Below are 14837 nucleotides of genomic sequence, written 5' to 3'. Positions count from 1 at the left end.
CCCGCCTCTAAATAGCGCTTGCCTCGCTCTATAGCCCGGTGTAATCCCTGAGTAGCCAGAGCGTCGGTGCGCGCTACGATGAGAAGGTCCGGATCCTGCCTGGCTTCGCAAGCGGATCTGATCTTTTGAACGTGCTGCTCGCAAGGGATCACTTCTTTCCCCAGCATATGCCCGCAGCGTTTGGGAAACACCTGATCTTCAAAGATTATGGCTGCGGCTCCGATTCTTTCGTACTCCTGCACAGTGCGCCGCACGTGCAACGGGTTGCCGTATCCGGTGTCACCGTCTGCAATGACGGGAATGTCTATGGCATCGCGGATGGTCTTCAATGCGGCCGCCATTTCTGTCAGTGTGAGCACCCCAAAGTCTGGTTGAGCCAAGCGGGAGGCGGCGATGCTGTACCCCCCCATGATGATGAGTTTAAAGCCGATCTTTTCAATGATTCGCGCGCTTAAAGCGTCATAGGCACCAGGGGCCAAAAGTATACCGGGTTCTTCAAGCAAACCGCGGAGCCTGGCGGAATTAGTTGACATATTAGTGCAGACCTTTCATTTTTTGTTGTGGGTAAACATGGGCTAAATCTATAATATATTCTTAGACGGGAGGAGCATCTCCTGCATAGATCCCCTTAAGTTTTTGTAATATGATAGTCTGTATTGCTGAAATCACATTTCCAGGGAAGGGCTGAACAGATTATGGATATACCCCTTGGAGAAGTTCCGGATTATATCAAACCGGGACTGAGGATTCTTTTTACGGGCTTCAATCCCAGTATACGCTCAGGTGAAACCGGATATCACTTTGCCAATCCCTCCAACCGGTTTTGGAAGATATTGTATCGTTCCGGTTTAACCCCCACATTGTTGAAGCCTGATCAGGGAGCAAGCCTTTTGGCACTGGGTTATGGGCTTACAAATATTGTGCCCCGCCCTACCCGGGCTGCTGCCGACATAAGTAAGGCAGAGTATGCAGCCGGGCGGGAACTGCTGAGAAGCAAGGTGATGGGGTATCGGCCTGGAATAGTGTGTTACGTCGGCAAGGGGGTCTATCAGGCCTATTCGGGAAAGAACCGTCTGTTGTGGGGTTTGCAGCCCGGTCAGGCGGTTGCGGGAGTAAAGGATTTTGTGGCTCCTTCCAGCAGCGGGCTGGTGCGCATGAAAGAGGCCGAGGTGATTGCCATCTATCGGCAACTGGCGGAATTAATAAACGATCCCGGGGCCTCGGTGTTTTAGGCGGGCATTTATTACCGGCTTTTCTCTCAATACCCATTGATGATATTTGCAGAATGCCAGGAAGGTTTCGAAATTTGGAATAATCGTGACCGTTATCGCATATATATAGGTATTGGTGGTTAATGACAAACCGTTGACTGGATAAATAATATTACTTATAATGTTATGCAATATATAAAAACGACTATGATAGGGATGAATAGGTAAACCCGATGGAGAAACAGAGAGCCGCCGGTTGGTGGAAGGCGGTCGCATCGACTTACCGAACTCCCCCTTGAGTTGCCGACCGAAGTTCCCAGTAGGCTCGGACGGAAACTTCCACCGTTAAAAGGAAGCGGATATCGGACGCTCAAGTCCCGTATCTGGTAAAGCGGGCGGCTGTTGTCGCTAAATTGAGTGGTACCGCGGAGTATACCCTTCGTCTCAAGTTAAATGAGCGAAGGGTTTTTTATATTTGATAAGGAGGTGGTTTCGATGGAACCAGACCTTGCTGACCTACTGAAATGCATATGCGATAATAAGGAGGATTTAAACCATGCGCAAGCTGTATATTTTCGATACCACCTTACGAGATGGGGAGCAATCCCTGGGTATCACCCTGAATGTCAAAGAAAAACTGGCTATCAGCCGCCAGCTGGTGAAGCTGGGAGTGGATATCATCGAGGCGGGATTCCCGGCCTCTTCTCCCGGTGATTTCGATTCGGTCCGAACCATTGCCAAAGAGATTAAAGGGGTTGCCATTTGCGGGCTCACCCGGGCGGTGGAAAAGGATATTGATATCTGCGCGGAAGCCCTGCGCGAAGCGGAGGCCCCCCGCATTCATACCGGAATCGCGGTTTCTCCGGTGCATATGGCCAAAAAACTGCAGATGCCGCCGTCCCAGGTGGTCGAGGCCGCGGTAGCGGCGGTTAAACGGGCTAAGAAATATGTAAATGATGTTGAATTCTACGCGGAAGATGCTTCCCGCAGCGAACGCGATTTCCTGGTTGAGATCATAACCAAAGTCATTTCCGCAGGCGCCACGGTTGTTAATATACCTGATACCGTGGGCTATGTCACCCCCTGGCAATATGGCGACCTGATCGCTCATTTAGTGGCCAATGTCAAGAACATTGACCGGGCTATAATCAGCATTCACTGTCACAATGATCTGGGAATGGCCACGGCCAATTCCCTGGCGGGCATCAGGGCCGGGGCTTCCCAGCTGGAAGGCACCATAAACGGCATCGGCGAGCGGGCCGGGAATACTTCCTTGGAGGAAGTAATCATGGCCATTTACAGTCAGAAGAGTCTCTATGGAGTGGATGTCGATATCAATACCCGGGAAATTGCAGCCACCAGCCGCATGGTTTCACGTATTACCGGCGTGGCCGTGCCCAGCCACAAGGCTATTGTCGGTTCTAACGCGTTTATGCACGCTTCAGGCATTCATCAGGACGGGGTATTGAAGAAGCGGGATACTTATGAGATTATTGATCCCGAAGTGGTAGGCTTCCCGCGCAGCCTGATCGTACTCAGCGCACGTTCCGGGCGTCATGCCTTGAAACACCGCCTGGCGGAATTAGGTTATACCAATATTGAGGATAATCTGGATTATATCTATGCCAAGTTTCTCGATTTGGCGGATTTAAAGGGCGAGGTATTCGATGAAGACCTGCATGCCCTGATGGGCAATGCCGGCAAAGAGGTGAACGGAATGTCCATCAAACAATTATCGGTTACCTCCAATGGGGCGGCCAATGCTGCCGCAACCATCACTCTGGAAGTCAATGGTGAAGTGTACAGTGATGCGGCTTGCGGCGACGGTCCGGTGGACGCGGTTTTTAAAGCAGTGGATAGGATTGTGGGCAAGCCCGTTCAATTGGAGGATTTCGCCCTGAAATCGGTCAGCCGCGGCTCCGAAGCTATGGGGGATGCTACGGTGAAGATCCGCTATAAAAACAGCCTGGTGGTGGGAAGAGGGGTCAGCACCGACATCTTCGAAGCCAGTGCGCTAGCTTATGTGAACGCCTTATGCAAAGCGGGATATATCGATTGATCAGGTCGGAGTTAAAATAAATAGGCTGATTTATAGAGGCTTTCTCCTGATGGGGATGGCCTCTATGGTATAGCTGGGAACTGCCGATGCGCATCAGAGCTCATCCGGGCATAATGTTTATACAAACCTTCTATAATGCTGCATACCGGCTTACCAAAAGAGGAAAAATTATGGTAATGACGAACTATTCACCAATACTAAGCTTTAGTGGGAGGACGAATTATTGCTAGGGTATATTGCCGGAATCACTTTAGTGTTATTTCTGCTATTCTCGATTATATCCCTGGTCAGGGTGTTTACTGCCCGACCGGCTTCGTTTTGGGGGAAAGGCGCCGGGGTTACCGCCTTGTTGTTTACGGTAGCCTTTATACTGTGGATAGCTGTGGAAATCCCGGCTTATGAGCGCCAGCAGGCCAAGATTCTCTATCAGATGGGCCAGGATTACCTGGCGGCAGGTGATCACTCTATGGCTTATGATAGTTTTGTAAAAATAAGCAAGGCGGACCAAGAAATCTATGCTGAAGTTCAGCCAGTGTTGGACGAATTGAGAACGCCTTTGGCCATGGCAAAACTTGAAGAGGCCAAAGCCCTTTATACGGATGAACAGTATGACGCCGCCCTGGATGCGCTGAAAATAAGTATGAAATATTTACCATTAGGTGAAAGTAAATCGTTGCTGCCTGCGTATCAAAAAGCAGCGGGAAGGAAATAGAACGGCCTCAGGCCAAGGGCATTGCCGCGATTTCCGGGCGGGTGCTTTAAGGTTGCAACGAGGATAGTTCCAGGCTGCCCGGTTTTATCTATATTTCCACAGGTAGGTCTGCCAGGGTCAACGGGTTGCAGCTTGACGGCCGCGAACTTTGTGGGAAAAATAAAAACGTCAAGAATATGGGAGTGGCGAGGTGATGAAATCCATGCAGTTTGAAATGTCCAATTCGGAAAGAATTTACAGTATACTGGCCATCCTGATTGGAATCGTGATTCTGCTGGGGTTGGTGGGTCAATTCATTATTATCTCCGACAAGGCCCCTCCTCAAGCCGTGGTTTATGTGGACCAGAGTACGGGCATCTATTATGCCCCGCCATATATACTGGGCAAAAAATATCCGGCTGGCTTTGATGAAAGCAATCTTAAGGCTGTTACTGTGGCTGAGGCGGAACAGAAGTCGTATGAGGCTGATCCGGCTTGTGTTGAGCTCGGTTATTTCAAACAAAAGAGCACCTTAAACGACAGACTCAGGATAATGACGGGCCTGGCTGAAAAACCGCCGAGCCGCTGGAATGACGACGGCTCCTGGAATTGGTAGCAGGTGCGCTTTGAGGACGGTTCAATGGGGAGGGACGGTATGGAAAAAAGACCTCATATTATATCATCGTCGCCGGGGGCTGATGCTCTCAGTGACAATACCCCGGTCAAAAAGCGCGGCTTGTGCTTGCAGGCCGGAGTTTACCGGCACCCCTGCCGGGATTGTGAGGAGTGCGTCTGGATAGACCAGGTTCCCATGGACAAGGATTACAGAGATATTGTCTCCATACACGCGGCTTCCGGCTGCCAGGGGGGAGGCGGGGTTGAGTTCAAGTTGGACCTTCCGGAAGGTAGGGGCACCTGGAGGAGATTCCGCTGCTGGGATGCTGCCCGGGGCAGCCATGAAGCTCCGCTGGAGGAAAAGACTATCTTTATGGACTCTGCCGGTCTGTCCGGTTTTATAGATGGCTTGCAGGACTGTGGGCTGCTCTACTGGGGAGAAAGATACGAACTGGACGAAGGTGAGGGCAGCGAATGGGTGATTCGCATTGAGTTCGATGGCTTTCGGGTCAAGAAAAGCGGGCAGAACTCCTTTCCCCGCAAATGGGAGTCATGGTGCCGGTTGTTAAATGATTGTCTGCAGGTGGAATTCCGCTAGAATAGCGTTTCGTATTATCAAATTAAGCGAATGATTAGTATAGCCAGCACTAGCTTACATTTATTGGGAAATGACTAGGCTGGTTTTTGTTATCACTTTTTGGAGGCAGAGAAATGGATAACATCTTGGCACAGATAGCGTTAGAGACGCAGATACCGGGCCGTCAGGTTGAAATAGTAGCAAAATTGTTGGATGAAAGCAATACTGTACCTTTCATCGCCCGGTATCGCAAAGAGATGACCGGGGGATTGGACGAAGTGGCCATTCGCCTCATCGAAGGACGGCTCAAATGGCACCGTGCCCTGAAGCAGCGCAAAGAGGAGGTTATCCGCCTCATCGCCGAGCAGGGCAAACTGAGTCCGGAACTGGAGGGCAGGATCATGCAGGCGGCGCGGCCGGTAGAAGTTGAAGATATATATCTGCCCTTCCGACCCAAACGCCGCACCCGGGCAGCCGCCGCCCGGGAAAAAGGCCTGGAGCCCCTGGCCCAATGGATGCTCTCACCCCAGAGCGGCGATCCTCTGACGATGGCTGCTCGGTTTACCGGCGAGACGGTGGCGGATGCAGAGGAAGCTCTGCAGGGGGCTATGGACATCATCGCCGAAACGGTAGCCGAAGATGCCCGCAGCCGCAGTTGGCTGCGCGACTATGCCCGCAAACAGGGGGTGCTGATGGTCAAGGCCCGGGATGCCGGCGCAGAGTCGGCTTACACCATGTATTACCAGTATCAGGAGTCCGTCTCCAGGATACCGGCCCATCGCATCCTGGCCATCAACCGGGGGGAGCGCGAGGATTACCTGAAAGTAACACTGGTATACGATACCGATAACCCCCGTGATCATTTGACCGGTCAATATGCCAAAACCCCTGAAAAGGCGGGCTACATCGGCCGGGCGGTAGAGGACAGCCTGAGCAGGCTGTTGAAACCGGCTATAGAGAGGGACCTGCGCACAGAGTTGACCCAGCGCGCCAACCAGCAGGCTATGCAGATTTTTGCCCGCAACCTGAAAAGCCTGCTGCTGCAGCCGCCGGTGCGGGAGAAAACCGTTCTGGGCATAGATCCCGCCTTCAGGACCGGATGCAAATGGGCGGTAGTGGACAGTACCGGCAAAAAGCTGCAGGTAGGAGTGGTATATCCCACCCCGCCGCAGCAGCGTATTGCCGAGGCTGAAGCGATACTCCTGGAGGTTATGCTAAGATACGGGGTGAACGCCATCGCCATCGGCAACGGTACCGCTTCGCGGGAGACGGAGCAATTTGTGGCCGCCATGATAAAGAATCACGCTGTCGAGGTTCCATATACCATCGTCAGCGAAGCCGGGGCCAGCGTCTATTCAGCTTCGCCCCTGGCCGCGGAGGAATTTCCCGGTCTGGAAGCAGCCCAGCGCAGCGCCATTTCCATCGCCCGCCGGCTGCAGGACCCGCTGGCGGAACTGGTGAAAATCGAACCCCGTTCCATCGGGGTGGGCCAATACCAGCATGACCTGCCCGCCCGGGAATTGGATGAGAATCTCTCCACAGTGGTGGAATCCGCGGTAAACCAAGTAGGGGTGGACTTGAATACCGCTTCCGGGGCCTTGTTGTCATATATAAGCGGCCTTTCCCGGAGCACCGCCCGCAACATCGTACAATACCGGGATGCCCACGGCCCTTTCGGAAGGCGGCATGAGCTTCTGCAGGTCCCTCGGCTGGGGCCCAAAGCCTTTGAACAGGCGGCGGGTTTCCTGCGTATTTACGGCACCGAAAACCCCCTGGACAGCACTGCCATCCACCCTGAATCCTATCACCTGGCCGTGGAGATCGTCAGCAGAGCCGGGGCATCGCTGGCGGAGATCGGAGCCGATTCCCTGCGGGATAAAGCCCGCCGCCTGGACATCAAGGCCTTGGCCCGGGAATTGGCGGCCGGGGAACCGACCCTGCGTGATGTGCTGGAGTGCCTCTTCAAACCGCACCGCGATCCCCGGGATGAACTGCCGCCGCCGCTGTTTCGCAGCGATGTCCTGGATATCGAAGCCTTGAGCCCGGGCATGGTTCTCCCCGGTACAGTGCGCAATGTGGTTGATTTCGGCGCCTTCGTGGATATCGGCATCAAGCAGGACGGGCTGGTGCACATTTCGGAACTGGCGGAGAGGTATGTCAAGCATCCCCTGGATGTGGTAGCGGTTGGGGACGTGGTTCAAGTTGCGGTCATATCTGTGGATAAGGAGCGCCATAAAGTGGCCTTATCCATGAAACAGGCCGGCAGCCGGGGAAAATAGCGGGCTTATACGTCCAACGGGGGAGCAACCGGCGGATGGGTCGGTGCAGGCATGGCTTTGCGGCGCGCTCCCGGTACCCGGCCCACAAACAGGTCTCCCACCGGAGTACGCATCCTGCTCAAGCCATAGCTCAATAACAGGGTGAGGCCTGCACAGGCCACAAAGGTGATCATGATCTGAACGATAGTATTGAGCCCTCCGAAATTTGCCCGGGTAAAGGCATCTGTATAATGCAGCACGAAGGGATGGGCGAAATAGCAGCCGAAGGAGCACTGCCCGAAAGCGCGCAGCAGTCGCCTTATCCATTGATGTCTGGGCAGCCAGGTTAAGGACAGATGATAAAAGGTTAAGACCGAGGAAATCAGGTAAACCATCATAAGATAGCTCAGGGGCAGGGTGAGCTGATAATTGATGGCATACAGGCCCTCAGGGGTTGTTGTCAGGGTCTGGGCCATCTGATGAAAAATCACAGCGAAAGCCGCGATATTGACCACCCAGTTTACACTCTGGAAGCGGCGCAGGATACTGCGCAGCCTGTCAATATACAGACCGGCAAAGCCGCCCAGAATAAAATAGAAAAACCAGCTTAGAAAAATGCGGTCGCGATAATCCAGCAGGGTCTTAAATAAGGGCAGGGATGCCCGTTCATACAGTCCCGGCACCAAATGGTGATAACCCCACAGATAGGCAAAATACAGCAAGCAGCTTGCGCCTAAAACAGCTATAGCCCAATGGCGCCCGCGGCGAACCACATATCTGAATAAGGGGAAGACCAGATAAAACTGAAGTATCATAACCATAAACCAGAGATGGTAATAGCCTTCCCCGGAGACTATTAATCTGGCCAGTCGCGCCAATAGTGCGGTTTCACTGTTGGCCCCGGCGCCGGAAATCAAGCTGATCCACACAAAATAAAACAATGTCCATACGAAATAAGGGATAAATACCTGGGAGAACCTTCTCTTTAACATCTGCGGATAATCAAGCTCTCCGTCACTGTGGTTGTAAAACAAAACCAGACCGGTGATAAAGACAAACATAGGGACCGCAAAACGGATCAATAACAAAAGAAAAGCTGAAACCAATGCGTTGCTTGCTGATGACGCCGGAAGATAAATAAAGCTGGCCAGGGCGTGCTGCAAGACGATGGCCAAAAAGGAGATTCCCCTGAGCAAATCAATTTCACTTATTTTTCTCTTCAACATATTTTTACCATTCCTCATAAATAGCTTTTAATATTCTTGATATATTTAAGAAATCCTTTTTCCCCGCATTTTCGTACCATCTAAACCTAAGTTTAGAGTTCATTCTCTGGCATCATATCGTCCTGCGCAAAGCCCCCTTTTTGCTGCCGGATTGCTTAGCAGCAACTGCTTAGATCAGCCGGCTGTATGATTTATATCCTAATTCTCGCCAGTAATAGAATATACTAGAACTAGTTTCGCATTTTGTTAGGATAAAAAAGGAGGGGTTATGATATGAGCCTGAGATTAACGGACAATGTTTGGTGTTTGGGCAATCATCTTTTCCACTTCTTTGTGGTGGGTCAAAGGCAATCCATTATAGTGGAAGGCGGGGTAAGCGGTGCAGTGGCCAATCTGCGTCAGCAATGGCCGGAGTTGAATCCCCAGCCCGAGGTAGCCAACCTTTTAGCCATGCATGCCCATTTCGATCATATCTGCGGCATTCCTCACTTGCTGGAGTTGTTCCCGGAGGCCCGGGTAGCCGCCAGTTCCTATGCCTGCCAGGTCATGCAGAAGCAAAAGGTAATGACCGGTTTTTTTGCCCAGGATCGCGAAATGGTAAAAGTACTCATAGAACGGGGCTTCCTGGATAAAGCCGTGGAAGTGCCCGAGCCCAAGGCAATAGCGGTTCAGACTATCCTGAATGATGGCGACGAGATTAAAACCGGGGACGGGTGCACGCTGGAAATAATCGCTGCCCCGGGGCACAGCCCCTGCAGCGTGGCGGCTTATTTGCCTGAAGACAAAGTGTTGTTTATTTCAGACGTGGCCGGTTTTCAGATTTCCGATAAGGAGATTTTTCCGATATTTTTTCAGAGCTATGAAATGTACATGGATTCCATACAGAGAATGCGAGGGTTCCCGGCCCGGGTGGTGGGGCTGGCACACGGCACTTTGTGGAGCGGACAACAGATCCCGGCCTTCTATGAGCGGGCCCTGCAAGCGGCCCGGCAGGCTTACCATAGTATTCGGGAAATGAGTGAGGCCGGGATAGATCATGAGCAAATGGTAAATACCCTTTTTGCACGTTATTACCGGGGCGATCTGCAGATATACACCCCGGAGAATATAAATCTCTGCGTCAATTTGTTGATCAAGCGGGTGCAGGAGTGCCTTTAGTGATAGAATGAAAAACTGCTTGAGGATTGAAAACCGCCCCGATTAAGTACTGGTAGTCCGGAGGGCAGTTGAGAATGTCTTGATATTTTCCGCAGCGGCGGTGATGGAAGACCTCTTTCAGGGCCCTGGTACGGGCTTTACCTAATCTTACCTTTGACGACAAAATGCTGTCATCGGTAGAATTGAATGTAAAGCCAGCAGTAACTATCCAGCAATGGCATTTTAGTATAGCTCAGCAGCTATGGTGCTATATCTGGATGAATATGGGCCAGGAGGTTTTAATGAATAAAATACCCGTATACTTGGCAGCACTCATTTTTATCGTCATGCTGTTTGTCAGTACGTGGAGTTCAAACCACCCGGACGTTCCAGGGACTCCAGCGCTGACAGCCTCAAGTCAGGCTCTTCAGCCGGAAGCAATCCCATCATCACCGGTAGTTGAGCCGTCATCAGAACCGCAGGATCCGGTTGAACCCCGGGATGCTCAGGGGGATAAGCCGGATGCGGTCTCCGCTGCCGCTGATGTCACCGCCAGCCCGAGTGCGCAGTCTGTTAAGACAAGCTCAGCAAAACCGCAATCCTCAACCAAAGCTTCTGCTCAGACTCCCCAGGTATCAAGAGCCAATTCCCTAAAAACCGACGTGAACAAATATCCCAAACTCAGTGTGAGCAAAGGCATCTACGGCCAATTTCGCTACCGGGAACTGAGTGGGGGCAGAATAGAGATCGATCCCCAATGGGTGGAGGAAAACATCGTATACGTAAAGCTGCCCGGAGTAAACCGGACCGTCCCAGTACATAGATTAGCCCAAGACAGGTTTATCCAGGCGTTTACGACTATAGCCAACGGTACCGCAACTGTTAATGGCAAAAAAGTATCGCTTTTAAGCCTAGTAAGAACTTTTGACGGCACCTGGGTTCCCCGGCATGTCAATTGGAATGCCAGCAAAGGCCTGAGCAATCATTCCTGGGGCATAGCTGTGGACATAAACGCTTCCAATCATCTCAGGTATGTGAATCCCCAGACTGAAACCAACGATCCTAATCTCATTCTATGGCAAAAAGCGTTCCAACCAGCCGGCTTTAAATGGGGCAACTCCTACTCTGACTCCATGCATTATGAGCTTTATTAGTCATAATGAAAAGGGTATATCGGGCTGCAGGAACGATATACCCTTTTGTTGTGCGCCCGGCATGGGCGCGGTCTAACGGGTGCAAGTCCCGAACACCCCCGTACCCCTTTCTCAAAATCCCCCATCTGCGTTAAAGCAGGGGCAGCTTTCGGGCCGGCCTCTCTTTTTAATTCACTCCAACCTGGTGACGCTGGTATGGCTGTTTTAATACCGGGCGCATTGGTGGTGATGGGGCATTGCGCCTCCCTGGTGATAATGAGCAGTATTGTGCTGGAAAAACCATTATAATAAAATACAAGTAAGCGATCACCGCAGTTCTCGTTTTACCAAGCATACCGCCAGGTATGCTTTTTATGCTAATAATGAATTTTGACCCGGAATAATATTTCTTAGAGAGAGATAATTCCAGACCAACCACCTGCCTGTATAATTACATGCCGCCTGTGACAACAGGTCTGTTAGCTGTTGCCGGGAAGAGGTATGGAAGCGGACACTTATTGTGGCGAGGCCAGGGCTCTTGGAAGCAGCATGGTTGGCCGGGCCTGATTGTCATGTTGTTTATACCGGAAGCCCCGGGCGGGAGAGAGGGTGATACAATAAGGATTTGGAGAGTGAAGTGAAGATATTGGTATGATAGGGAGGAATAAATATGAACTTACCCTTGGAAGGTATCCGAGTGCTGGACTTATCCAGATATTTGCCAGGACCTTTTGCGACCCAGATGCTGGCTGACTTTGGAGCCGAGGTAATAAAAGTCGAGGATCCCAAAGGGGGCGATTTGGGACGCATGCTTCCGCCCCTGATTGCCGGAGAAAGCGCCCGCTTTTTTACCGTGAACCGCAATAAGAAAAGCATCACTTTGGATCTCAAAAAAGCCGAAGGCCAAGAAGTGTTTAAGCGCTTGGCAGCCAACAGCGATGTGGTTGTTGATCAATTCAGACCCGGGGTAATGGAGAAAATGGGTTTAGGCTACGAACAGCTGAAAGCCGTCAACCCCGGTATTATTTACTGTGCCTTGACTGGCTATGGTTTGGACGGACCTCTGCGCGACGCTGCCGGCCACGACCTTAATTACCTGAATTTAGCTGGCATTACCGGCGTAACCGGGGTATATCAAAGCAAACCGGCCATAAGCGGGACCCAGATAGCGGATATCGCCGGAGGTACTTTACATTCGGTTATCGGCATTTTACTGGCCCTGGCCGCCCGGCAAAAAACCGGGCAGGGACAAATTTGTGATGTCGCCATGATGGATGCCTCCGTCAGTCTGATGGCTTATACGCTGGGCGAGTGGTCCGGTCAGGGGACCCTGCCGGTATTAGGGGACGACCTGTTAACGGGTGGTTATGCTTTCTACCAGATCTACACTACCAAAGACGGAAAATACGTAAGCCTGGGAGCGGTCGAGGACAAATTCTATGCCGAATTCTGCAGGAAAATCTACCGCCCTGATCTGATTGAAAAACAATTTAAAAAGGCCTCACAACGGCAGATCATAGCTGAGATCTCAGAGATAATGCTGGAGCGCACCCGGGATGAGTGGGTAGAGTTTTTTGCCGATAGTGACATCTGCTTCACTCCGGTCCTGGAATTGGACGAAGTCTGCCAGCATCCCCAGGTGAAAGCGCGCAACATGATCATTGAGATGGAGAATTTCAGCAACACTGATAAAACCGTACGCCTTACCGGCATTCCTATAAAATTATCAGAGACCCCCGGCCAGATAAAACTGAAGTTTCCCATTTTGGGGGAACACAATGACGAAGTGCTGATGTCCGTGGGAGGTTTTACCCAGGAAGAAGTCAAGAATCTGCGGGCAGAGAAGGTAATCTAAAGGGCATAAGTTTTGAATAATTTTGTCATGCCCGGGAACAGCGAGAAATAAATCTACATAAGACCCGCAACAAACTGAGCCCCTGGATATTACCGGGGGCTCAGACCGTCGACAAAAGCGAATCACTGCGTTGCTCAATAGGTCCGCTCAATCAACGTACTATTTGTACGCCTCAATCGCGGGCCTATTGAGCGCCTGGCTCTTCGCTTCCGCCGCTCGCCCTGCACAGCTTTATTACAGGCCGATCCAGGATCGTTGATATCGGCCAATCACGATGCTATGATGGTTACAGGTGCAGCTAACCCCAGGTTAGCGGAGAAGGAGCATACGTTATGAAAGATTTCTTCAGGAAATACCATCGTTTTGCAGTAGTGGGGCTGTCCAGGGATCCCAAGTCCTTCAGCAGAGGGGCTTGTAAGTTCTTAATCGACCAGGGCTGCGAACTTGTTGCGGTAAACCCCCGGGAGGAAAACATCGCCGGGATAGTTAGCATGCCGTCGTTAGATCTGATTCCGGAGGTAGATGGGGCTATTTTTTTCACCAATCCCCGGGTTACTGTGACCCTGTTACCGCAGTGCCTTGACCAGGGCATTAAAAAGGTATGGTTTCAACAGGGGTCTGCTGACGAGGCGGTTTTAAAGCTTGCTCAACAACTGGGCCTGAGTTACGTCAACTCCTGTGTCTTTCTTCACCATCCCCGGGCCGGTTTTCCGCACAATGTCCACCGTGCTGTAGCCCGCGTTTTCAAATTAGACAATACTCTGTAAGTGAAGCGGAGATATTGATATTTCTTATTTTACAGCCCTTTACGGGCTGTTTTTCTGTGCCGGTTCAATATGAAAACCCCCTGAGGTAATCAAACCAGGCGCTTTTTACCCAAAGTATCATAAGGGACAAAGAACGTCAGACCGCCTTAAAAATATCATAGGCCGTTCAAGATGGATGAGAGATACAGCAGGTAGCTATCAGCGGCAGTATCAGGCGACCGGGCTTTGTGATGGCCCGCTCTTTTCAGGAAAATCAGTCCGGCTGACGTTAATTGGTAAACCATTGGGTTACGTACAAATAGTTTTCTTCCCAATAAAAACCCAGGCCGACCTTTTTGAAGTTGGGGTTTAAAATATTGGCCCGGTGCCCGCTGGAATTCATAAAAGCGTTGTGGCTTCCCAGGACGCTGAAATTCTTAGCGATGTTTTCAGCCGCGTAGCGGTAAGTTATACCCTGGTTTTTCATCATATCAAACGGACTGCCATAGGTGGGCGAGTTATGGCTGAAATAATTATTCACGGCCATATCTTTGGACTTCATATAAGCCCCCTGGCAGAGGGCGCTGTTCAGAGCCAGCGGGGATAGCCCTTTTTCTGCCCGGGCAGTGTTGATATAGCCCAGCATCTCCTGCGCTGCATTGTCAGGCTGGGTGCTGTTGGCCGGAGCAGGCTTGGCCCTGGTCGGAGTATTTGCCTGGGCGACTGTTTTGGAAGGAGTGGTGGCGGCAGGCGGCTTATCCGCCGCTTTACCGGCATCATCAGCTGTATTTCCATGGTATTCTTTGGCGCTTGTATTGCCCTGAGGCTGTTGATTGCCGGCTTCAGGATCGGGAACCGGCACCGCCTGGGGAGTGTCAACCTCTGCGGTTACAGCGGTTTGTCCGGGAACGGTTCCGGGTGATGTATTGAGGTCGACTTCTTTAAGTTGGGATTCAGAAGCAAACCAGGGATCGGCCAAACTAATGCTGGCCAGGTAATTATGCAGGGGAGTGTCCGCGACTATCGCGTAGGCGAGCAGCGCACTGATCAGATAAATAAACCATGAGTATTTTTTCATATCGGTATCCTCCCGGCCATGACTTTGGCCTTAGCGGTCCAATCAATTTAACTCCATAATCAGCCTCTAATTATATATTCGAGTTTAATTCAGCTTTTTCTGATGTTTAATTTTAAAAAATTACCGCCGGCAAAGACAAACTTGCCATCAAAACCAAAAGCAGAGGGCTATAACCCTCTGCCCAGACCGTCGACAAAAGCGAATACTTGCGTTGCTCAATAGGTCCGCTCAATCAACGTACTATTTGTACG

At 51.4% G+C, this 14837-nt stretch carries 13 protein-coding genes and 1 other annotated feature; of the genes, 10 read left to right on the top strand and 3 right to left on the bottom strand.

Annotated features, from left to right (window positions below):
* A partial coding sequence (locus B3W37_RS04930; RefSeq protein WP_483174957.1) for an isocitrate lyase/PEP mutase family protein occupies positions 1 to 533 on the bottom strand: 533 nt, incomplete at its 3' end.
* 162 nt (positions 534 to 695) lie between these two features.
* Here B3W37_RS04930 and B3W37_RS04925 point away from each other — a divergent pair.
* From B3W37_RS04925 to B3W37_RS04900, 6 genes are all read left to right on the top strand, one after another.
* Positions 696 to 1232, top strand: coding sequence for a mismatch-specific DNA-glycosylase (locus B3W37_RS04925; protein WP_483171030.1), 537 nt, complete (start codon positions 696 to 698; stop codon positions 1230 to 1232).
* A gap of 177 nt (positions 1233 to 1409) precedes the next feature.
* Positions 1410 to 1661 (top strand) — a binding site (T-box leader).
* A 106-nt stretch (positions 1662 to 1767) separates the two neighbouring features.
* Positions 1768 to 3270 carry a 2-isopropylmalate synthase gene (locus tag B3W37_RS04920; RefSeq protein ID WP_481042646.1) on the top strand — a complete coding sequence of 501 codons (1503 nt, stop codon included), beginning with the start codon at positions 1768 to 1770 and terminating at the stop codon, positions 3268 to 3270.
* A gap of 223 nt (positions 3271 to 3493) precedes the next feature.
* Complete coding sequence (locus tag B3W37_RS04915; RefSeq protein WP_483171032.1) at positions 3494 to 3982, top strand: hypothetical protein; 489 nt, start codon at positions 3494 to 3496, stop codon at positions 3980 to 3982.
* Between the two features lie 190 nt (positions 3983 to 4172).
* On the top strand, positions 4173 to 4577 hold the full coding sequence (locus B3W37_RS04910; RefSeq protein ID WP_483171033.1) for a hypothetical protein: 405 nt from the start codon (positions 4173 to 4175) through the stop codon (positions 4575 to 4577).
* A gap of 39 nt (positions 4578 to 4616) precedes the next feature.
* Positions 4617 to 5174, top strand: coding sequence for a hypothetical protein (locus B3W37_RS04905; protein WP_483174956.1), 558 nt, complete (start codon positions 4617 to 4619; stop codon positions 5172 to 5174).
* A 113-nt stretch (positions 5175 to 5287) separates the two neighbouring features.
* Entirely contained in the window at positions 5288 to 7432 is a 2145-nt protein-coding gene (locus B3W37_RS04900) for a Tex family protein (RefSeq protein ID WP_483171035.1), read from the top strand.
* Between the two features lie 5 nt (positions 7433 to 7437).
* Here B3W37_RS04900 and B3W37_RS04895 read toward each other — a convergent pair whose 3' ends face one another.
* Positions 7438 to 8637, bottom strand: a complete 1200-nt coding sequence (locus tag B3W37_RS04895; protein ID WP_483174955.1) for an acyltransferase — start codon at positions 8635 to 8637, stop codon at positions 7438 to 7440.
* Between the two features lie 273 nt (positions 8638 to 8910).
* Here B3W37_RS04895 and B3W37_RS04890 point away from each other — a divergent pair, with 273 nt between their 5' ends.
* The 4 genes from B3W37_RS04890 to B3W37_RS04875 all read left to right on the top strand — a co-directional run bounded on the left by B3W37_RS04890 (position 8911) and on the right by B3W37_RS04875 (position 13529).
* On the top strand, positions 8911 to 9795 hold the full coding sequence (locus B3W37_RS04890) for an MBL fold metallo-hydrolase (protein WP_483171038.1): 885 nt from the start codon (positions 8911 to 8913) through the stop codon (positions 9793 to 9795).
* 281 nt (positions 9796 to 10076) lie between these two features.
* Positions 10077 to 10928: a M15 family metallopeptidase gene (locus B3W37_RS04885; RefSeq protein ID WP_483171040.1), complete on the top strand. Its 852-nt coding sequence runs from the start codon at positions 10077 to 10079 to the stop codon at positions 10926 to 10928.
* 649 nt (positions 10929 to 11577) lie between these two features.
* Entirely contained in the window at positions 11578 to 12762 is a 1185-nt protein-coding gene (locus B3W37_RS04880; protein WP_483174954.1) for a CaiB/BaiF CoA transferase family protein, read from the top strand.
* 332 nt (positions 12763 to 13094) lie between these two features.
* Positions 13095 to 13529: a CoA-binding protein gene (locus B3W37_RS04875; RefSeq protein ID WP_483171042.1), complete on the top strand. Its 435-nt coding sequence runs from the start codon at positions 13095 to 13097 to the stop codon at positions 13527 to 13529.
* A gap of 268 nt (positions 13530 to 13797) precedes the next feature.
* On the opposite strand, the gene B3W37_RS04870 is transcribed toward B3W37_RS04875, so the two are convergent.
* The gene (locus B3W37_RS04870) at positions 13798 to 14586 is read right to left on the bottom strand and encodes a CAP domain-containing protein (RefSeq protein ID WP_483171043.1); all 789 of its coding nucleotides are present in this window, start codon (positions 14584 to 14586) and stop codon (positions 13798 to 13800) included.
* Between the last annotated feature and the right edge of the window lie 251 nt (positions 14587 to 14837).

Source organism: Syntrophomonas sp. UBA5494, from assembly GCF_002426325.1.
This window is presented reverse-complemented; position numbering and strand designations above follow the sequence as displayed.